Origin of the sequence: Methylocaldum sp. GT1TLB, from assembly GCF_051027445.1 — a bacterium.
Taxonomy (GTDB): domain Bacteria; phylum Pseudomonadota; class Gammaproteobacteria; order Methylococcales; family Methylococcaceae; genus Methylocaldum.
In genome coordinates, this window is the sequence record NZ_CP194898.1 from 4,192,798 (window position 1) to 4,213,365 (window position 20,568).

Here is a 20,568-nt window from a genome sequence, read left to right on the forward strand (position 1 = left end):
CGAAATCCGAGTCGATTGTCGGCGGGTTCGGAAGGCCGGACCGAGATCGCGATTCGCCGCGTGGGATGCGTTTGGAAGATCATGGAGGAAGCGGACGGCTGCCGCCGAAGGGGCTCAGTCGTCAGTTCGCGCGATGAATTTCATAGCGCCCCTCCCTCAAGCCGTTCAAGAACTCCACCCAAGGCAGGTGCCGAGTCTGGTCCATTCCGCGCAGCCAATCATTCTCGACGTATTGGATCACGACGCTCTCGGTGGCGGGGTCGATGTCGACGATGTGGAAATAAGCGCGGCACGATCGGTCGTCGCCAAGGTGGTTATTCATAAGGACAACTCCTCGTTAGTTGGAAAGCTTGAACTCGGCCTCCCCGAAGCTTCGCCCGGCGATCGGGACGATCGGGGTGAGGCGGGAGGTGCGTGGTTGGCGCAGGCGAGACGTCCGGGGGATCATCCGCTCCGTCTGCGGGCTACCCGGCGGGTCTGCGTCAACATCTAGGGCATGATAGCCAGCGCCGCAGTCGGCATCCAGATCGAGACTTGACCTCCGTCAAACCGGCTGCTTATTTTGCAAGCACGCAAGTGGCCCGGTGGCATCGGTCTTTCATCCCAAGTGAGGCGGATGCTCTACCGCGCACCGCTAATGCCGAGGATCAGGCTGCGGCAAGGAGCACCTCCAGCCATTGGCGCGGAGTGAGTGGCGCTCGTACGGTCCCGGTGTTTCGGTTCGCGTTTATCGGCCACCATTTACACGCAACCTCGTTCTTCATCCGGCAACGAGCGATAGGCTTCGCGTCTTTCTCCTTCAAGACTCCCTTTTTACACGAGGCGTGGTTTGGAGTGCCGGGAGGCGAAAGCGAAACCGGTGACAGCGGAGCCGAACAGCCAAAAAGCTGCGGGAACGGGAACAGGTTCGGGCGCGGTACCCGGTTGACCGTTCGAGCCTGCGAACCACGCGCCGCCCGTTCCGCCGGTCAGGGCTTCGTTGAAACCGGCGACGTGGGCGGCGAAGTAATAATTGCCCTGGCCGGCGTTTTTACCGGAAAGAGCGAAATAGTGGTTTGCGTTATCGCCGTTGATCCCGGTGATGGCGAACCAGACCGGATCGTAGCGGTCTTGGCCGCCGCCTGTCCTGAGTTCAAAATCGCCGAAACCATCGGCATTGCCGGACCCGAGGCTCCATCCGCTGGGCAACTTGAAGTTATTAGCGGTGAAACCGCCAGGGTTTAATGTGGTGTTGAATGCAAAAGTATCGATACCGTAGTTGGTACCCGCTTTCGAGTCCAGCACGGAAAGCGCGTCGACGCTGAACACGACGTCATCACTCGTCGTCGTATAGCCGTTCAGCAAAAGTCCGGCGGCATCGCTGCCGTCCCGGATGAACACGGTCAGGTAATCCGCATTGTCCGGAAACACGGATTCGGCATTGGATTGATTCAATGTCGCTTTCCAGATGGCGGCATGCCCTGCCGGGCTCAACCCAAGACCGAGCGCCAATGCAAAAACGACAGGCGGTTTTCTGACATGAGCAAGCATGATCGGTCTCCTCGACTTCTCGTTTGTAAGACTGGCGACACTGTATCTTCGCTTTCTTTCAAATGGGTTAAGTTTGTGTTACGGGTGTTCGTTTTTTCCGCTTGAAGCGACCTTCCGCGTTAGGCGTAGGTCCGGCTTAGCCGATACTCCGGAGCAGGCTTGTCACACCGCCTTAACGTGATTCCAGTAGCGTCCCGACTTTCGGATAGTCCAGCCATTGGAAGGATTGTTTTGAACCGCGTTCATTTCACCTGCGCTAACTCGGAGTCACAAGAATGAAAACCAAACTGTTCCGTTTGAAATTTGAGGGGGCCTTGGCGAGCGGCATTCGCGCGCTCGATGCGGCGCGGACGACCTCGGTCGGTGCTGCCGCCCTGTTTGCGGGAATCCTGCCCGGCCCGGCCGCCGCAGCAGGCCCCGCGTTCGAGCCGGTCGGCAGCTATGCCACCGGTCTGACCGGCCAGACCTCGGCCGAGGTCGTGGCCGTCAAGGGCGACAAGATGTACGTTTCGAATGCCGCGAACGCTTCGGTCGACATCGTAGACATCTCCGATCCGAAACAACCGGTGCGTCTCAAGCGGCTCGACCTGTCCGCGTACGGTTCCGAAGTCACCAGCGTCGCCGTCGGGAACGGGCTCGTGGCGGCGGCAGTGGAGTCGGGCACCGAACCGGGCAAAGTGGTTTTCTTTTCGCCGGGCGGTTCCAATCTGCGAGCGGTCGAGGTCGGCGCCGGCCCCGATATGGTGACCTTCACGCCGGACGGCAAGAGGGTTTTGGTCGCCAACGAGGGCGAGCCTTCGGGATATGGAGAAGGCCATGTCGATCCTGAGGGCTCGGTAAGCGTGATCGACGTACTGCCCCGCCGCAAGTTTTCGGTGAAGACGATCGGTTTCCAAGCCTTCGACCCGGATCAGCCGCGCGCCGGCGATCTGCCGCCGGGCGTGCGCATCTTTGGGTCCACGCGGCCGTCGCTCGATCTCGAGCCAGAATACATCGCGGTCGATGAAAACGGCCGGAAGGCCTGGGTGTCGCTGCAGGAAAACAACGCCATCGCGATACTCGACCTCGAAGCCCTCGAGGTGGACAAAATCGTCGACCTCGGCTTCAAGGACCACTCGCAGGCCGGCAATGGCCTCGATGCCAGCGACCGCGACAATGCCGTCAATATCAGCACCTGGCCTCAGGGGCGGGTCTACGGCATGTACCAGCCGGATGGGCTCGCCGCTTTCCGGATCGGCGGCAAGGACTATGTGCTCTCCGCCAACGAGGGCGACGCCCGCGAATACCCCGGTCTGGTCGAAGAAGCACGTGTGCGCAGCGTTACGACCAATGACTCCTTCACGGCGGCACTGCGCGACAATGCTGCGCTGGGGCGTCTCACCGTAACCACGAAGATGCCCGCCGCCGGGTCGGATGCGGAATCGACGGTCTACGCTTTCGGCGCCCGATCGTTTTCGGTGTGGGACGGCGAAACCGGCGACCTGGTCTATGACAGCGGAGATCAGCTCGAACAGATCATCGCCGCGGAGCTGCCCGCCAACTTCAATTCCAACAACGAGGCCAACACCTTCGACGACCGCAGCGACAACAAGGGCCCCGAGCCCGAAGCCGCCGCCACCGGTGTGGTGGACGGCCGGACCTACGGGTTCATCGGCCTCGAGCGCGTGGGCGGGGTGGTCGTGGTCGATTTGGGCGATCCGGCCTCGCCGGCCATCGTCCAATATCTGCAAAACCGCGATTTTGCAGCCACGCCGGTGGGGCCGGACAGCGGCCCGGAAGTGATCGACTTCGTGCCGGCCCATAAAAGTCCGACCGGCAAGCCTCTAATCGCCGTTTCGAACGAGGTGTCCGGCACCGTAAGCTTGTGGGGACCGAAGGGCGAGTGACGGCAGGTTATTCGAAATCGCGTTCAATTACGCATTGTTTCGTAGGGTGGGTTAGGCGCACATCAGCACTGACCGATCGCCGATCACTGTGCTTCGCGTGCGGCGTAACCCACCGAACGACCGTCAATCGGTGGGTTACGCGGAACCGAGGGGCTAACCCGCCATCGATGGGTTTCGCTTCGCTCTACCCATCCTACGATGAATGTTCACTCCAATGCCGAGTTGAATAAATACAACCTGAAAACGGAGTTTCCGGGATTCGAAAATTTGCGTAGAGCTCTATGTTTCAGAGACGGTGCGGCGGAGGCCGGAGCTCTCCGACGCCGGTTTTTCAGGGAATCCGCACGATACGATCTTGCGGACCGGGCGCGATTTGTACGCCCGGCTCGGCCGGATCGGAATCGGCTTCCGGATGGTTGAACCAGGCTTCGAGGGCGTCGAGGTCCTGGGCGCCTCCGAGCCGATCGGTGCCGAGCTTCAGGACGTAGAACTTGTCCCCGCCGTCGGCGAGGAAGCTGTTCACGGTGACGCGATAGTTCGCGGCCGGGTCGACGGTTTCGCCGTTAATCCGAATGCCGGCCGGGTCGACCTTGTCGCAAGGCGAACCGCTGGCCGACCACTGATAGGCGAAGCCCTTGGAGACCTGCAGGACGCGGTCGAACGCCTGGCCGGAGTCTCCGGCCGGATAGTTGAAGGCGGCCGTTGCATTGTCGGCGCCGCAGCCGGTGAATTGCTGTTCCAGCAGAATTTCGATCTGGGCGCCGGTCAGGGTCATGGTCACCACGCTGTTGCCGAAGGGCTGCACGGTGAAGGCTTCGCCGTAGGTCACGTGGCCGTCGCCTTCGCCGGCCGTGCCGGATGCGTAACTCAGGTCGGCACGGATTCCGCCCGGATTCATGAACGCGGCTACCGCGTCGCCGAAGCCCGAAGCTTCTGTGGCTTTCAGTTGCGCGTCGGCGATGACGTCGCCCAGAGCGGACTCGCCGGCCGCATTGGCTGTGCGGGTGATATCCGCGGTGATGGCGCCGATTACCCGGTTGGCGATGGGCTGGGCCAGTGACTTGTAGCCGTCGACGACGGCCTTGATGCCGGCGTCCGGGGTGACCGTCGCGTCGGTCTGGTCCACCAGAATATTGGTGGCGCTGACTGCCGTCACGTCACGGGTTTTCCGGTCGATCGTCAGGTCAATGTCGGTCAGGATGCGTCCGATGGAATTGGCGCTGGTCACCGGGATTTCACGCCCCTCCCGGTTCGCGATCCTGCAGTTGTAGGCCTGATGGGTGTGGCCGGAAATCACCATGTCCACGGCATCGTCCAGTTGATTGACGATGGGTTTGATGGGGGTTCCGTCCAGGTTGCCGGCGCACTGGTTCATGGTCGTGGCGTTCTGGGCGACGGGCTGCGTGCCGCCCTGATGGATCAGCACGACTATGGCTTCGACCCGCTGCCGCCGCAATTTGGGGATCAACGCGTTGACGGTATCGGCCTCGTCCTTGAATTCCAGTCCGGAGACGCCGGACGGCGTGACGATGGTGGGAGTTTCCATGAGGGTCATGCCGATGAAGGCCACGCGGACGCCGCCGTAGTTCTTGATGACATAAGGCGGGAAAACGGGCTTGCCGGTAGCCGTGTCGACCACGTTGGCGGCCAGGAACTTGAAGTCCGCGCCGGCAAAGGAACCATCATCGGCGGTAGGCGCGCCGACCGAGGCGCCCTGGCAGGAGTTCGGATCGGTAGGATGGCAGCCGCCTTTCTGCATGCGCTTCAGCTCGTCCTTGCCTTCGTCGAACTCGTGGTTCCCGACGGCGTTGATTTCCAGCCCGGCCATGTTCATGGTCTCGATGGTGGGCTCGTCGTGGAACAGGGCGGAAACGAGGGGCGTTGCGCCGATCAGGTCGCCCGCGGAGACCACGGTGGTGTAGCGGTTCTCGCTTTTCAGCTTGGACACGTACCCGGCGATCCAGTCCACGCCGCCCGCCGGCTTGCCGCCGAAGGAGCCCGGCGATTCGAGCTGGCCGTGGAAATCGTTGAAAGCGACGATCTTGACCGTCGTGGCCGGCCCGGCGCCGGCGCAGGCGGTGCCGCCGGCCAAGATCAGCGTTACGGCACAGGCGAGTTTGTTGAGTTTCATGGTGTCATATTCCTCGGTTTGTTCCTGAGAAAGGCCGGGCGAGTCCCGGCGGACCGCCGTGTATCAAACAGCATCCGTGTTAAGGCGACCTGACAGTTGTATTACCGGGAGGTTATTAACCCGGCCTATAAATATAGGCCGGGTTAATCCGGGGCAGGGATGCCCCGGCGCGGCGACAAGCCGCGTGAGCCCAGGCCGGGCGTGTACCGGCCTGGGCGGCGGCCCGAAATACCAGGAGGGTATTTACGGGCCTGATTAATAATAAGTTCGGTCGTCGAAAGTGTAAGCAGCGAAGACCGGAGCTTGGATATCTCCGCGCGAAGCCGCCCGGTGTGTCGGTCTCGGGTGAAAACTTCACAGGGCTGTAATGGTTTCGGGTGTTTAATACGGTAAACCGAACGACGCATGCGGGTCGCCGGCGGATGCCTGGACAATGAACCGCAAAAGCTGCGATCTCGTGTTCGAGTGGAATGAGGGGCTAGAGCGTTTTTCATCCCGGTGTACGGCTTCGTGTCGGGCGGGAAAAACGTAGGTCGGCAATCCTTTGCCGAGCCGGTACGTCGGCAAGGGATTGCCGACCTACATATCGGGCTCTCTGACACCGAATTGGAAAATGCTCTAGGAGCCGCGGGCGCCGGTTATCGGAGTTGTTCGCCAACAGCCTTGAGATAACGGTATCGGCCGCTTGACGGCCGGGCACATAATAGGGGGCATATGGAAAAGGTCGCCATCCGTGCATATCCGGCACCGGGAATGATCTTGCTCGCCTTCGATTGGGACGAGGGGAGCCGGCGTAAGGATTTCCTGGGTTTCGCCGCCAGGCGCACACCGGGATTTCGCGATCCCGCGACGCGCCGGTACGCCCCTTCCAGCTGGCTTCTGAACCGCATCGACTTCAACGGTCCGGCCGACCCGGAACAGCCCGATTTTCCCAGCAACGAAGCGCCGATCCAGAAGTTTCTGTGGTGGGACGCACGAATCGGCGATGAAGACCGGGCGGCCGCGAGCGCCGGACGCAATCCGGTTTTTCGATACGAGGTTTTCCCGGTGATCGGCACGCCGGGGAATCTCCAGCCGCTTGCGGAAGCAGCGGGAACGCTCGACGTCACGCTTCCGGCGGAAATCGAACACGGCATCGGCACCTGGTTCAACCGTGCGGTGCTGAGCTCCCAGGGTTTCATGCGGAAGCTGCGCGGCATGGGGCTGGAGCTCGACGACAAACCCAGCGCGGAGCAGGCGCGCGAATTGCGCCGATGGCTGGCCAACGGTCTGGACGGCGTGGTCCCGGCATTTCTCAGGCAGGCGAGGGAGGCGGTCGGGGCAATCTATCATCTGACCGACGAACTGTTCATCGTTCCGGCGCTGGACACCTTCAGCCGGAATCATTCCCTGGCTCTGGTCTACGACGCAAAGAAAACGGAATCGGCGGACGGTGACAGGGTTTCGCCCAATCAACCGGCGGTGGACCGGATGAAGGACCGGGTGGCGTTTTTCCCCCGCGACAAGGCCGCCATCATGCACAACAAATACCTGGTGTCGGGCCGCGGGTTCGCCGGTCGCCGCCCGTCGGCGGGGCGGGTCGTGTGCGGTTCCGCCAACTACACCACGGGGGCTTTGTCGACCCAGGCGAATTTGATGCACACCTTCGATTCGTCCGCCTTGGCCGAATTGTATTTCGACCGCTTCAAGCGGCTCAAAGACAATCCGCCTTTGTCATCCCTGGCGCGGAATGCCCGCTGGTCGAGTCCGATTACGGTGGGCGATGCCGGGGTGCGGGTTTTCTTTTCGCCGGAAGCGAGTTCCCAGCGCGAATCCATCGACACCATCGTCGAAGCCATCCATCGGGCCAGGAGTTCGGTGCTTTTCTGCCTGTTCACGCCGACCGACGCCGAGCTTCGCGACGCCTGTTTCATGGCGGGGGACAACGGCAAGATGATGTTCGGACTGGTCAACCGGATCGCCAGGCCGAAAACGGACGAGGCCGTCCGCGCGGACCAGATCGCCGCGCTCGAACTCTACCACCGCTCCCGCCAGGGTCGCGACGTGATCGGCGCGGAGCGTTTCCGCCGGTCGGATACCCCGGAGGGCTTCGATACCGAACTCATGCTGTTTCCGGGGGAAGCGCCGCCGCCGTTCCCGCCGGTCATCATCCATCACAAGTTCATCGTGATCGACGGCGAAACGCCTCAGCCGGTGATCTACTCCGGTTCCGCCAACATGAGCAACAACTCGCTGCACCGGAACGACGAAAACCTGCTGGAAATCCTGGGCTCCCGCCGCATCGCGGCGATCTATCTCGCGGAGTTCTTCCGCCTGTACGAACACTACCGGGCCCGCGCCGCGTATTACCGCGACCGGGAAATCCCATCCTCCGGCCGCCGCAAGTTCAAGCTGCGGCCCGATGCCGGATGGGCCCGCAAGCATTACTCGCCGGGTACGCCGGAATACAAATCGCGCCGCGCGATGGCGCAGGAATGACCTCGATCTCTTAACACGGAGAAAGCCACCATGCCCCTGAAAAATTATGGCGTTTTGAGAGCGACGCCGGTCGATCGGCATCTCGGGACCGGCGACAACCCCCATTATCAGATTCTGGCGGTGGACGATCAGGATCGGTACCGCCTGGCGGTGAACGTCAAGTCCAAGCTGTGGCCGTCGGAATTGTCCTACCTGATCGTGCCGCACTTCCGGCATCCCATAACCGAGTCGCTGGAACAACTGGAGCCGGGCTGGCACAAGCTGCCCTCGAAGCCCGGCGGAGTCGCGCTGGATTACATCCGCGGCAATCTGTTCGGCTCGTTCGCCGAAATGACGCCTCTCCCGTTTTCCGTGCCCGGCCCGGACAACGACCTCAACGAGAAGATCGACCGCTACGTGCAGCGCGCCATGGCCAGCGAGAACGCCTGGGTGTATGCGTTCGGCGAGCCCTGGGGGCCGGAGAACAAGCGCGACAAGATCTTCGGTTTCGCGCCCGGCCGCGGCGTTCACGACATCCACATGAATCAGGGCAATGCCGACGATTTCGTCAAGGACGACGGCGTCTGGCAGGATGGCGGGCTGCTGTTCTGGTACGCGGACCAGCAGGAATGGGTGGCCCTCTTCCTGAAATTTCAGTCGCAGGCGATTCATACCGATGATCGTACCGGGCATATGTTGCCCGAAGAGCCGGGCGGTCCTCCCGCCGAACACGGCCTTCCGCCCCGGCCGACGCCGGTATGGCCTCCCACCCATGCGGTACCGGACGGCCTGGTGCGTATCGTAGCGGCAAAGGTCAATACGATCGAATCGCCGGAAGACGAAACCGTGATCCTGCTCAATACCTCGCCACGGCCTATCGATCTCGACGGCTGGGCACTGCTGGACCGCGCCAAGCACCGAAAGCCGCTGACGGGCACCCTGAATCCGGGCGAACCGATGATCATCCACGTTCGGCCCGACATCGAATTGTCCAACCAGGGCGGAATCATCTCGCTTCTCAATGCCGAAGGGCTGAAAGTGCACGGCGTGAGCTACACGCGCGATCAGGCCCGCGAGCCGGGGTGGACGCTCGTGTTTTAGAGCGTTTTCCATCCCGGTGTACGGATTCGTTCCAGGAGGGGAGAACGTAGGTCGGCAATCCCTTGCCGACGTATCGGCTCGGCGAAGGGCTTTGTCGGAAGGGTCGCGACTAAAGCGACCGTTTGCGATTGGAAGGGGCCGATTAAAGGCCCGTTTGCGATTGGAAGGGGCCGATTAAAGGCCCGTTTGCGATTGGGAAGGGATTCCCGACCTACATATCCGAATCCCTTACACCGATTCGGAAAACGCTCTAAAGCGTTTTCATCTCGCTCGTATGGCAAAACAGGCTTGGCGGACGTCGTTGGCGCCTTCAGTTCGGGTGAATGGATTCAAGCATTCGTAGGCCGGCAATCCTTTGCCGGCGACCCCGTTGCCTGCCAAGCTTGCATGTCTCGATGTGCCTAGTCTTGATCGGGGGAGCCGGTGCTCCCGTTACAGCGGAGACAAATGGACTCAGAAAAGCCGCCGCACTCTAAGGCTGGAAACCATCAGGAAACTTTGCACCAGGAATATCATCGGCCAGGCATTGACACTTTCCGGTACGAACGCGGCGACCAGGAACAGGGTCGGGAACAGGACACCGTTGACCGTGATCGGAACCCCTTCAAAGGCATTGCCCTGCGAAATGTTGTAGCGCGCCAAACGCAGCATTCCGCAGGTGACGAACATGATCAGGATCAGTGTCTTGATCCAGTGATGGGTGTCGATCGAGAAATAGAGAAACGCCGGAGCCACGCCGAATGACACCAGGTCGGCAAGCGAATCCAGTTGTTTGCCGAACAGGTTCTGTTGGTGAAGTAGGGCCGCGATCTTGCCATCCAGGCTGTCGAAGAGCACGGCCAGCACCAGGAAACCGGAGGCCCAGTCCGGATGGCCTTCGGTGGCCAAGAAAATCGACATCAGCCCGGAGGCCAGATTGCTGATGGTAAACAGATCGGCAACTTTTATTAGTTCCAGCATTTTCATGGGATAGATTCCTTCTCGTGATGGTCGCGCTTGCTCGATGTCTCCCGGCCGTTGGTCCTCGGAATAAGACGACAATTACTTTTGCGAATCGAAGTTCGTCGTAGCGGCGTAGACGATGTCCTTCGATCTCGTCGCTCACATCTCTTTTCCGGCGAGCTCATCGGATCATGCCCAGACGTTATGACGCAGCCATGACAGCGCAAGTTTTCCAGACCTTTCGCCACGCGCCATCCGATCGGCCGAAACAAAAGGGCGCTATCAATGTCGTATCAGCCGAAAGGATTCGCCAGTGGCACACGCCTAATACGGAACTGGAGTCAAGATCAGTGATGCCTTGTCAAATGAACGGCTTCTCCGGCAACCGCTATGCGGACTTCTATGAGTTCGCGCCCGTGGGTTACGTAGGTTTGGATGCGTGCGGCATCATTCGTGCCCTGAACGCGACCGGCGCGCGCCTGCTCGGTGGTCAACGGGATCATTTCCTCGGTTCTCTCTTTCTTTACCTCATCGCCGAACAAGACCGCCATCAGTTCCTGCAACATCTCCGGGACTGCCGGATATGCGGCACCGGCCTGACCGAGCTCACCTTGCTAACCGTCGAGGGGCGAGGATTGCCGGTCGTGCTGGACAGTCGAATGGGCGCGCCAGACGATTCCGGGACGGATGTTCATTACTGGGTCTCGATAATCGATGTCAGCGAGCGGAAGAAGGCCGAAGCGGCCGTACGAAAGGCGCAAATCGAACTGGCTGAGCGGGCTCTCCAGCTCGAAGCCGCCAATCGCGCCCTGCACGAATCCGAGCGTCGCAAGGACGAGTTTCTTGCCATGCTGGGGCACGAACTCCGGAATCCCCTGGCGCCCATACGCAACGCCATGGCGATCATGCGGAAACTCGATGCGCCGGACTCCCAGCTTCGATGGGTACGGGACGTGGTCGACCGGCAGGTCACTCAGTTGGCGAGGCTCGTGGACGATCTTTTGGATGTCTCGCGGATCGTTCAAGGCAAGCTGACTCTGCGCAGAGTGCCTATGGATTTGACGGTGGTGATCGATCAGGCGGTTGAGACCTGTAAGCCGCTCATGGACCAGCGCCACCACCGTTTTACGGTTTCGTTGCCTGCTGATCCGATTCGGCTCGAGATTGACGCTGCGCGCCTGGTACAAGCAATCTCGAACCTCTTATCGAATGCCGCCAAGTACACCCCGGAAGGCGGCTTCATTTGGCTTACCGCATTCGTTGAAGATAGGAATGCGGTTATTTGCGTTCGCGATACCGGAGAGGGAATTCCCAGCGCGTTATTGCCCCGCCTGTTCGACGCCTTCACTCAAGCCGACCGCACTCTGGACCGCTCTCAGGGAGGATTGGGGTTGGGGCTGACCATCGTGCAAAAAATCGTCGAATTGCATGGCGGACAGGTCGAGGCCCGCAGCGAAGGGCAGGGAAAGGGCAGTGAATTCGTGGTGCGGTTGCCGCTCGATTCGCCTACGTCCTTGCCGCAAGAGGCAAGCACCGATTCCGTGGCGGATTGATGCTTTTAAGGAAGCTCTGAACAAGTGGAATCCGTTCATGCCCTTCGACGATGCTCAGGACAGGCCCTTCGACAGGCTCAGGACAGGCCCGTCGAAGGACTTAATCAGAGCTTCCTTAAGTGGCATCTTACGATTCCAGTTCGGCAGCCGTCGCAGGTCGGCAATCCTTTGCCGACAAACGCGATCGACGTGCAAAGCGGCGGCTCGGAGAGCAGTCTGATCCAAAATGGCGAGATCTGCGCCTTGATTCAGCAGCGTGCCTGATTTTTCTTGGCCGCCATCACGCTGGTCAAACCGGCGAGTCCGGAGGCCAAGAGCCACACGGCCGCGGGCAAAGGCACCGGGGCCGGTTCGCCGCCGGACAGAACCGCGCCGATGGTCACGCGGATCGCGTTCAGATCGATCCAGGCCTCACCCTGACTGCCCACCGGAACGGCCCCCAGCATCGTCGTCAAGAGGACGTCCAGTTCTTCGCTCCGGGCGATCGACTGCTCGAACAGCGTGGTCCAGCTGCCCGCCTTTTCGCCGCCGCTGCCGCCGAGGCGGAAGGATTTTTCACCCGAGTCGCGGAACAACTCGTCGTTGCTAAAGTCGTCGAGCCGGAGCCGACTGCTGGCCGAAACGCCGCTGTTCTTTCCGGCGAGCGCATAGTCGCCGCCCTCGGCCAAGTGAAACTGATTGATCAGAAATCCGTCCTTGGCGATGACCTGAAATTCCATGGTTTCCCTTAGGCGCTGGGAAGCCGAGGCGGCAAAACGATCGGAAAAGGCGAAGCTCAGGGTATCGCCGTCGATGGACGGTGTCCCGAAGTAATCCAGGTCCTCGTCCGCAAACTGGAAATAAACCGATTGGCCTTCCAGCAGGGCGGCCTGCGCGGCAGCCCCGCTGAAAAAGATAAAAATGCCTGTGATTGCACCGATAAATGTCTTCATGAGCAGTGACTCCTTACAGTCAGTTTAAAACGCAACGAAAAACCCGAATTCCAAACATTCCCTCGTATCTCTCGTCCTACAAAAGCGGCGACCCTATACGTCTGCGAAAGGCGCGTAGAGGTATGACGGGCGACGATGCCCGGATTTCCACACTCCAATTCCACCTATCCCTGCCTGGTTTATCGATTCGGCGAGATAACCAAGATAAGGCTGTTTCCGAACGACCTTTGATACCCCCCAAAATGCTCTGACAAGCCTCGATATACCGTTCCTATCCCAAACGGCCTCTCCGCTGGCGCCCAAGCTTCGGCTTGGGCGCCCCGCCCGAGAAGCTCCCGCTTCTCAACGTCGGTTCCCAAACGGGAGTTTGGGAACCAGCACACACCCAGTGCAGGTCGCTTCAGTCGTACACCCTCAACCGACAGCACGGTTTCTATGCCTTTGGGTTCCAGGGCGTCGCTCGATGATTTCCGGCGCTTTCATGCCGAGAAGGTCAACGACAAAAAAATCTTTCAGTTTTTGTTTATTAAATCGAAGTTCTGTGAAGATTTTGTTAAGGGTCTGTGACATTTTGAGAAATTTCGATGGCGGCCTATTGGTGGTTCGGAATGTGGTCGCTCTTGGCCCCGGCGGACGGCTCCGGGACCGATGGCGAACCAGAACATGCGAGAGGGCGTATACGGTGTTTTCGTAACGGGCGGCGTGAGCTGCTTGCTGAATAGCAGTCCGACGTCGATCCGCGTTTAGGTGAAAAGTCTCCCGTCGGATTCGGATTTCTAAGGATTCAGCTGCAAACTCTGAGCCAAGGACTCGTGTTTCGCTGAATCAATGGGATAGGATGAAAATCTACGGTGGGCGTAAAATTCGCTGACGCCAGGAAAATACCCCAGGCGCACCGTTTCAGGTATTTTTCCAAATCGCTTTCAATCAGGAATTGTTTTGTAGGGCGGGTTAGGCCGCGAGGCCGTAACCCGCCGAACGGCCTCGGATCGGTGGGTTACGCTTCGCTAACCCACCCTACGATAATGTTCGCTTGAATGTTGAATGTTGAATGGATTTACAAGGCGTCTGAAGCGATCCGTTCGTCGCCGGGAAGAGACATCCCCTCCGGCAGGCGAATTTTCCGGTTTGGTGTAGCGTCTCCAGTAAGTCGGGAAGGGATTCCCGACCTACTGACTTAGTCCGGCCGCCATTTTGGAGTGCGGAGCGGCTTTCCCAATTCACACCGCTAAGCCACGGTGGAGAATGTTCTAAGTACATTCCGCAAATATTTGCGGGATCTCGACAGATTGGCTTGACTGGCGGGGTTGTCCTGCAGGTTGCCTATGCCGCAAGACTTCCCTGAATGTACTTAGGGCGTTTTCATCTCGCTCGTACGGCAAAACAGGCTTGGCGGACGTCGTTGGCGCCTTCGGCTAGGGTAGATCGATTCAATCTTTCGTAGGTCGGCAATCCTTTGCCGACGAACCCGTTGGCCCAACGGCGGCGTCGGGAAGGGGGGCTTCGGCGCTCCCGAAGACGCCGTTTGCGATTGGAAGGGTCGCGACTAAAGCGACCGTTTGCGATTGGGAAGGGATTCCCGACCTACTCGCCAGTGCCCGTACAGTAGGTATGAAAACGTTCTAGCTCGCCTTCTCGAACACACGGCCTTGCACCGCGTCGAACCCGAGGCCAAAAAGCAGATCGGCCTCGTCCTCCCGTTCCACGCCGGTGGCGGCAACGCGGATACCCAACTCTCGTGCGTATTGGCATAGCGCCTTGAGCAGGGCCTGATTGCCGGCGTCATCGAATATCCGGCGGCAGAGAGCCCCTTCCACCTTTACCCAATCCGGCATCAATTCGTTTAACCAGGCCAGTGCGCCGGGATAGGGCATGAAGCGATCCAGCACGAACCGAAAACCGTCTCTCCTGAGCTCGCTAACGGACTCGGCCGCTTGCGGGGCTAAAATCAGCCGATTCAAGGGGACTTCTATGGCCAGATTTGATCGAGCGGGCACTTTATGTCTAAAAGATTGAGCGAATCCCGGCTGCATGATGGTGGCCACCGACAAATTGACGGACCACGCCGCTTCGGGTTTTTCCGCCATCGCTTCCTGAAGGCGCGCGACGACAAGTTTGTCCAGCATCGGAGCCAGATCGGTTTCCTCGGCAATGTGCGCCAAGGCGCCTGCGGAAAGCCGTAATCCGTTTTCCGTCACGATGCGCGCGAACACCTCGTAATGCTCGGGTGCCGAAGCGTTCCGGCACATGAGCGGCTGCCGCTCCAGTTCCACTTGACCGTTGCCCAAAGCCTGCCGCAGCAATGCGAGCCGGCCGCTCCCGCCCGGCGTCGGATCTGCCTCCGCAATCCGAAAGCTCCCGCTGGACCCCATCTGCGCGTCGCGCAGCGCAGCGTCCGCCCGGGCGAGCAGTGCCGTGCTGCTATCGCCGGAAGAGAGGGCCGCCCCGATATGGACGGTGCAGGACGAAGCGATTCCGGTCTCGAGCAAAGCCATGACCGTCGATTGGGCGAGGTGATGGGTCAGATCGTTCAGGCAATCGGCATCGGCGTGCTCCAACAGCACGGCAAACTGCGCGCCGTCGATTCGCGCCGCCGAGCCGTGCGTCTTTTCGGCGACAGCTTCCACAACATCGGCGAGAAATTTGACGACAAGATCTCCCGTATCGCGTCCGAATCGGCGATTGCATTCCGCCAGTCCGGTGAGCTGAAGGATGGCAATGGCGTGCTGCGTTCCGGATATTGCCAGGGCCGCGTCCAGCGATGCGAGAAAATACGCGCGATTGAAAAGACCGGTTTGCCGGTCGTGGTGGAGATCCCGCTGTAGTTTCTCGATGGTTTCCATCTTCGCGTTCAGCATGCGCCGCACCGCTTCCGACATACGGTTGAACGCCGAGCCGATATGATGCAGTTCGCGAATACGGGGCAGCTCCGCCAAAGGCTCGAACTTGCCTTCGCCGATGCGAAGCGCCAGATTTTCCAGCCGGTCCAGCGGACGTAATGCCTTTTGCAGCAGCCATACCGACAGCAGCGCGGAGATCAGCCAGAAACCCAGAGTCCAGCCCAGGATGGACCAGGTCATCTGCCAAAGTTGGCTATATCCGAAACCGGGATGGCTGGCCACGTCGACCACGGCTGAAAGTTTCCAGCCGGCCATCGATTCGGCCCGACCCGCGGGAGCGTCGAACGGCACGCGGCTGATGAACCACTCGGGAGCGCCGTCCACTTTCAAGGGGAGTTCCCGCTCCACGACGGATTCGCCGTTGGGGCGGATCACGGCGATACGCCGGTAGTAGCCGCTATCGTAGAGAGCGTCCACCGCATTGGCCACCGCCGCGGTGTCGTTGCTCGCCAGCGCGGGCGATAGTTCCAGCGCCAGAGTGGTTGCCGTTTCTTGCGCATGAGCGTGCAACTGGCGTTGCAGAAAGCCGTGGGTATTCACCAGGCCGGTGGCGAAAAGAGCCAGCCCCAGCAGCAGAAACAGCAGACCGAGCAGCAGGACCAGCAGGGTTTTCAGGCTCATCGTCGTCATCGAATCGCTCCCGTCTTTTCGTGGTGCATGCGCGCCAACAGATCGTTCCAGTGGCGTATGTCGGACGCTTCACCCAGTTTGCCATGCTGCCCGCGCTGCTTGGCCGACCACAACCCCTCCGCATTGAAGCTCATGGTCGGCGCTAGATCGGTCCGCGCGGCGGCCGGCCGGATATCGCCGATCAGATTGTCCAAAATCAGCGGTTCGGATGCCGGGGCGGGATAGTAGGCCAGGACCATGTGCGGCTCCATGCGGCTCAGCTGTGGCCGCCAGACCCGGACATAAGTGACCCGCAATCGGTCGGGAGCCACTCCTGCCGCTCGAAGGGTGAAATATTTGGCCAGGGCGAAATCCTCGCAGTCGCCGCCGTTGGCGGCCAGGAGTTCCACCGGAGTCGCCCAGTAGTCGCGGCGCGCCCATTGGTCAGGGTCGGAGATATTGGGCAGGCGGTTGAAGAAATCGTTGACTCGCGCCAGCTTCTCTTGTTCGCCGGCACTGCCCAGATGCAGAACCAGGTCGCGCCACGCCGACAGACGTTCGACGGCCGCCAGGCCATAGCGCTGGCCGACCAGTTCCAAGGTTCGTGCATTGGGGAGCAGGTCCATTTCGACGCCCGCCACGGCAAGGACCGCAAAAGCGGCGCTCCATATCAATAAGCGTTTCAAGAGCTAAGGGGGGTGATTTGAAGGAAGCGTATCTTGCCCCATCTCGGCGAAATTTCGCCACCTCATAACCCGGTGCTTCAGCGTTTTTCACTGAAGTGTAGCGGCGTGGCTTGGGAAGCCGCCCCGTACCTCTAAGTGCCTATCTCAGTAGGCCGTTCGCCCAGAGCCGAGTCGAAGGGTTTTTGAAACCTACTGGGATAGGCTCTAAATGTAGGCCGAAACGAGCGGCCGTAGCTCGGCAATCCTTTGCCGACGAAGGCGTCCGGATGCAGGCCCGGCTAAGCGTCAGCGCTTGATGGCAAACGGTCGCTGCTATACAGGTCAGCGGACCGCCATTCCGGTATGGATTTTCGCTGGCTCCCAAGCTTCCGCCTGGGAGCTATACCCGAGCAGCTCGAGCTTCTCGAAACATCATTCGAATCGAGAAGCGGGAGCTTCTCAACGTCGGTTCCCAAACGGGAGTTCGGGAACCAGCCTAACGACGGAGGCATGCCGGATCAATCGGTTGCAGGCCGGCTGGCACCGAACCGCGGAGTAGGTCGGGAATCCCTTCCAATCGCAAACGGTGTCTCCGGGAGCGCCGGAGCCACCCTTCCAATCGCAAACGGGCCTTTAATCGGCCCCTTCCAATCGCAAACGGTCGCGTTAATCGCGACCCTTCCCGACGGGATTTGTCGGCAAAGGATTGCCGACCTACCACCTGATACACCGGGCAAGGCGCTCGGAAGAAGTCAGGTCCGGCGGTGCCCTTCCTCGATTCCCCCGCCTTCATGTTGCGAATCCGTAAAGTCGTTCAGCGAAAAAGCTACAGCCGGGGCAGCTTGCAATCATCTGCGACTTAAAGTTTTGAAAAAAAAACACAGCACGCAAATGTAATCCAAAACAAAGACTTAGTTGATGCGCGGGAGCCGTGCGTTGAGTTTTTTCAAAAAATTTCATCGGTGTCACACAAACTTAACTTGGTTGTAAAAAAGCGACATTAAAGTCTGTCTCGCCTTCAAAGGGACGGAAGAAAACCGCAGTGCGGTTCAGTTGCGGCCGGGGAGCAGGAGCCCGGTCCAGGAGGGTTGCTAGGACAAAGCCACACTCGTCGCGAGGCGGGGCCGGAAAGCCACGGGTCTTGATTGCAAGATAGCCGGGTTGCCACACCAACGTTGATGGCAGCCCGGCTTTTTTGTTTTCGGTGCCTGAAAAACGGCACAAAAAAGCCGGTCGCCGAAAAGCGACCGGCGAAAACGGCCCTGCAGATAAACCTTGAGAAGACGTCTGCAAGGTATTTTCAACCGCAATTTTAAACAAGGCATGGAAATGAACAAACTGAAAGCGATTACCGCCGGCGTGCTATTGGCTTTGGGCGCCACCGGCGCAGAAGCGTCGATTAGCGATGGGCAGTATCCGAACGTGGGCGAATTGTTCGTGTCGATTTTCGATCCCAGCGCGAACGGCGGCCTGGGTCGCACCTACTTCCGCGATCTCGACGTTTCACTCACTGACGTGCTGAACGCCGGTTCGAACTGGGCGTTCAGCGTCAATCTGGGTGCTGACGCCAATTATGCCGGCTTTGCCGGCAAGGCAGACCTGCAGTACAACATCGCCGCCGTGTACACCCTCGACGAGGGCGGTGCCAATATCGATCAATGGGGTATTCTGGCTACCGGGTCTTCGTTCAACGGCGGTTTCGGTAATGTTTTATCCACGATTACCAACATTCAGGGCTATATCAGCAAACTGAACACCGCGCTGGGCGACAACGTGTCGGGCGTCGTGGATAACGGGCTGCCGCAGTCCTGGGACGACGGCAACTGGGGTCCGCTGATGGGCGCCGCTCCCAGCGTGTTCGCCTCCACCGCCGGCGGCGTCGACCTGGCAACCCTTTTCTTCCACGTGACCAATAACACCGGCGACGACAGCGACGGCATCGTCAATCAGATTGCCGGGCGCTGGCTGCTGTCGAGCAACGGCACCCTGGAATTCGGCCCGGCCGGCTCCTCTCCGGTACCGGTTCCCGCGGCGATCTATCTGCTTGGCTCCGCTCTGGCCGGCTTGACCCTGGTCAGCCGCCGCGGCCAGAAAGCGTAATCTCCCAAATATCCTTAACGGAGAAAATTCGATGAAAGTCAATCGTTTGTCTGTCGCCATGGCGGCAACGGCGCTGCTCGGCGCCGGCGAAGCCTTCGCTCTCGCTCCCGGCGCGGCCGTGGATATCGAAATCTGGGCATCCGGCGCCACCGCACAGGACAAGGGCGTGGAAGCGCTCTTTTCCGAACTCTGCGTGGCCGGATCTCTGGATATCTACCGCGACAACGCCAACGCGTCCAAGCCGGGAGCGCAGCACTCGGCTTATTTCTGCCGGCTCGACTCCACCAAGGTGACCGGCCTCGGCACCGTAAATCCGAACGTGTTGTTCCACAAGCGTTCTCAGGGCGGCTCGGCGCAGGGCGTAACGCCGCTGATTCTCGATCAGGCGATCACGCACATGGAGATCAACAACGGCAACTGCACCAAGACCGCGCCCGACAGCTTCTACCGCTGCCGAGTCAGCAGCGCGGGCGACACCATTCTGCACGAGTCGGATCTCGGCGTAAGCGACGTCAACCCGGATCTGTTCCGCGGGGTCAACGCGCCCAGGGAGGACGGCGTGAAGCAGCCGGATGTCACGACCGCCCAGGTTTCGAGCTTGCTGGACGTGACCCCGGCCGCGGGCCTGGTGTTCGGCATTCCGGTAACGCTGTCTCTTTATACCGCCCTGCAGGACGCGCAGATGGACCAGGGCCGGATCCCCGCCGGTTGCGCGCTGGGGGATGACAGCAATCCCGATTGCATGCCCAGCCTCAGCTCCGAGCAAGTGGCTTCGCTGCTGGCCGGCAAGGTGCAGAACTGGAACCGGTTCAAGGTTCAGATCGGCGCGGCGTCCGTCAACTTTTTCGACAATTATTCCGGCGGCATGAATCTGACCGACAACAAGGTGGCCATCTGCCGCCGCGTCGACGGTTCTGGCACGCAGGCGCAAGCCAACGCGGTGTTCCTGAACAATCCGTGCATGAGCGGCGCGGTCAATCCGGTGGGCGGTACCAATAACTTGAGCGGACCGATCGTGCCCTCGACCAACCTCGCCCTGAACGGCGTCGGCCAGTCGGGCTCCGGGGACGTGGACAACTGCCTGGCCGATTTCAACGACGGCACCAACACCGGCGGATCTGGTAACACGTCCAAGCGCTGGGCGATCGGCATCCAGAGCCTGGAGAAGAACTCCGGCAGGGATAAGAACGGCAATCCCATTGCCCGCAAGAACTACCGCTTCGTGAAGATCGACGGCGCCGCGCCGACGCTGGCCGAGGTCGCTGCCGGCCGCTACCCGGACTGGGTGGAGCAGACCTTCCAGTGGCGCAAGGCTTCGGTGGGCGGCCCGACGGGAGACGTGCTGACGATCCTGCAGAAGATCGCTCAGGACGCCAGCAAGCCGTCGATCGTGAAAGACCTGAACGTGGAGTTCAACCATCCGTTCGGCCAGTCGGGCTTCCTGGCTCTCAGCACCAACGGCACCAACGCCCAGACCTTCCCATTCGATGCGGCCAACAATCCGACGATCAACCTGACCCATAAACAGGGTTCTTCGCTGGACAACTGCCGCGCGCCGACGGTCAACACCACTGCCAACAAAAATCTGTTGGATCTGTAAAGGACAAGGGACCGGCTGGGATGCCTGAAGGGCCGCGGGCCATTCGGCTCGCGGCCAAGGCAGGGAAGGGGGATGGGGCTTTTCGCCCATCCCCCGCTTGCGTTTGTGCGGCGAGCGATCGAAGAGAGGCCTAACGGATGTTTTCGGTCCGGCGAGCCACGA

The 20,568-nt window shown here is 60.4% G+C and carries 13 protein-coding genes and 1 riboswitch; of the genes, 6 read left to right on the forward strand and 7 right to left on the reverse strand.

The genetic code is table 11. The features are described 5' to 3' along the window. Positions 1-121: 121 nt before the first annotated feature. Positions 122-322 (reverse strand): hypothetical protein, encoded by a 201-nt coding sequence (locus ACR2R1_RS18560; RefSeq protein WP_086134631.1) that lies wholly within the window; start codon positions 320-322, stop codon positions 122-124. Between the two features lie 491 nt (positions 323-813). Further along, positions 814-1,530, reverse strand: coding sequence for a hypothetical protein (locus ACR2R1_RS18565; RefSeq protein ID WP_434111386.1), 717 nt, complete (start codon positions 1,528-1,530; stop codon positions 814-816). 314 nt (positions 1,531-1,844) lie between these two features. Between ACR2R1_RS18565 and ACR2R1_RS18570 the strand changes: the two genes are divergently transcribed. Beyond that, positions 1,845-3,416 (forward strand): choice-of-anchor I family protein, encoded by a 1,572-nt coding sequence (locus ACR2R1_RS18570; RefSeq protein ID WP_434111388.1) that lies wholly within the window; start codon positions 1,845-1,847, stop codon positions 3,414-3,416. Positions 3,417-3,747: 331 nt separating this feature from the next. Here ACR2R1_RS18570 and ACR2R1_RS18575 read toward each other — a convergent pair whose 3' ends face one another. After that, the gene (locus tag ACR2R1_RS18575) at positions 3,748-5,547 is read right to left on the reverse strand and encodes a bifunctional metallophosphatase/5'-nucleotidase (RefSeq protein WP_434111390.1); all 1,800 of its coding nucleotides are present in this window, start codon (positions 5,545-5,547) and stop codon (positions 3,748-3,750) included. Positions 5,548-6,300: 753 nt separating this feature from the next. Between ACR2R1_RS18575 and ACR2R1_RS18580 the strand changes: the two genes are divergently transcribed. After that, positions 6,301-8,025: a phospholipase D-like domain-containing protein gene (locus ACR2R1_RS18580; protein WP_434111392.1), complete on the forward strand. Its 1,725-nt coding sequence runs from the start codon at positions 6,301-6,303 to the stop codon at positions 8,023-8,025. A gap of 30 nt (positions 8,026-8,055) precedes the next feature. Further along, entirely contained in the window at positions 8,056-9,105 is a 1,050-nt protein-coding gene (locus tag ACR2R1_RS18585) for a DUF2278 family protein (RefSeq protein WP_077730061.1), read from the forward strand. A 453-nt stretch (positions 9,106-9,558) separates the two neighbouring features. Here the strand turns inward: ACR2R1_RS18585 and pssA are convergent, their stop codons facing one another. Beyond that, complete coding sequence (gene pssA, locus ACR2R1_RS18590) at positions 9,559-10,071, reverse strand: CDP-diacylglycerol--serine O-phosphatidyltransferase (protein WP_077730081.1); 513 nt, start codon at positions 10,069-10,071, stop codon at positions 9,559-9,561. Positions 10,072-10,400: 329 nt separating this feature from the next. Here pssA and ACR2R1_RS18595 point away from each other — a divergent pair, with 329 nt between their 5' ends. After that, positions 10,401-11,600 (forward strand): PAS domain-containing sensor histidine kinase, encoded by a 1,200-nt coding sequence (locus ACR2R1_RS18595; RefSeq protein ID WP_347258800.1) that lies wholly within the window; start codon positions 10,401-10,403, stop codon positions 11,598-11,600. A 248-nt stretch (positions 11,601-11,848) separates the two neighbouring features. On the opposite strand, the gene ACR2R1_RS18600 is transcribed toward ACR2R1_RS18595, so the two are convergent. From ACR2R1_RS18600 to ACR2R1_RS18610, 3 genes are all read right to left on the reverse strand, one after another. Continuing rightward, positions 11,849-12,532: a VPLPA-CTERM sorting domain-containing protein gene (locus ACR2R1_RS18600; protein ID WP_434111394.1), complete on the reverse strand. Its 684-nt coding sequence runs from the start codon at positions 12,530-12,532 to the stop codon at positions 11,849-11,851. 1,622 nt (positions 12,533-14,154) lie between these two features. Beyond that, on the reverse strand, positions 14,155-16,062 hold the full coding sequence (locus ACR2R1_RS18605; protein WP_434111396.1) for a bifunctional diguanylate cyclase/phosphodiesterase: 1,908 nt from the start codon (positions 16,060-16,062) through the stop codon (positions 14,155-14,157). Beyond that, the gene (locus ACR2R1_RS18610) at positions 16,059-16,667 is read right to left on the reverse strand and encodes a transglutaminase-like cysteine peptidase (RefSeq protein WP_434111398.1); all 609 of its coding nucleotides are present in this window, start codon (positions 16,665-16,667) and stop codon (positions 16,059-16,061) included. Before ACR2R1_RS18610 ends, ACR2R1_RS18605 begins: the two co-directional genes overlap by 4 nt. Positions 16,668-17,797: 1,130 nt before the next feature. Next, positions 17,798-17,875: riboswitch (cyclic di-GMP riboswitch) on the forward strand. Between the two features lie 160 nt (positions 17,876-18,035). Between ACR2R1_RS18610 and ACR2R1_RS18615 the strand changes: the two genes are divergently transcribed. Together ACR2R1_RS18615 and ACR2R1_RS18620 are read left to right on the forward strand one after the other, a co-directional pair. Then, a complete protein-coding gene (locus ACR2R1_RS18615; protein WP_434111400.1) occupies positions 18,036-18,806 on the forward strand; it encodes a VPLPA-CTERM sorting domain-containing protein in 771 nt (256 codons plus the stop codon). A gap of 31 nt (positions 18,807-18,837) precedes the next feature. Then, positions 18,838-20,406: a hypothetical protein gene (locus ACR2R1_RS18620; RefSeq protein ID WP_434111402.1), complete on the forward strand. Its 1,569-nt coding sequence runs from the start codon at positions 18,838-18,840 to the stop codon at positions 20,404-20,406. The last annotated feature ends 162 nt before the right edge of the window (positions 20,407-20,568 follow it).

Coding starts and splice junctions, on each gene's coding strand:
- ACR2R1_RS18615 (WP_434111400.1), top strand. CDS start 18,036: ATGAACAAACTGAAAGCGATTACCGCCGGCGTGCTATTGGCTTTGGGC.
- ACR2R1_RS18595 (WP_347258800.1), top strand. CDS start 10,401: ATGCCTTGTCAAATGAACGGCTTCTCCGGCAACCGCTATGCGGACTTC.
- ACR2R1_RS18600 (WP_434111394.1), bottom strand. CDS start 12,532: ATGAAGACATTTATCGGTGCAATCACAGGCATTTTTATCTTTTTCAGC.
- ACR2R1_RS18585 (WP_077730061.1), top strand. CDS start 8,056: ATGCCCCTGAAAAATTATGGCGTTTTGAGAGCGACGCCGGTCGATCGG.
- ACR2R1_RS18610 (WP_434111398.1), bottom strand. CDS start 16,667: ATGGACCTGCTCCCCAATGCACGAACCTTGGAACTGGTCGGCCAGCGC.
- ACR2R1_RS18575 (WP_434111390.1), bottom strand. CDS start 5,547: ATGAAACTCAACAAACTCGCCTGTGCCGTAACGCTGATCTTGGCCGGC.
- ACR2R1_RS18605 (WP_434111396.1), bottom strand. CDS start 16,062: ATGACGACGATGAGCCTGAAAACCCTGCTGGTCCTGCTGCTCGGTCTG.
- ACR2R1_RS18580 (WP_434111392.1), top strand. CDS start 6,301: ATGATCTTGCTCGCCTTCGATTGGGACGAGGGGAGCCGGCGTAAGGAT.
- ACR2R1_RS18560 (WP_086134631.1), bottom strand. CDS start 322: ATGAATAACCACCTTGGCGACGACCGATCGTGCCGCGCTTATTTCCAC.
- pssA (WP_077730081.1), bottom strand. CDS start 10,071: ATGAAAATGCTGGAACTAATAAAAGTTGCCGATCTGTTTACCATCAGC.
- ACR2R1_RS18620 (WP_434111402.1), top strand. CDS start 18,838: ATGAAAGTCAATCGTTTGTCTGTCGCCATGGCGGCAACGGCGCTGCTC.
- ACR2R1_RS18565 (WP_434111386.1), bottom strand. CDS start 1,530: ATGCTTGCTCATGTCAGAAAACCGCCTGTCGTTTTTGCATTGGCGCTC.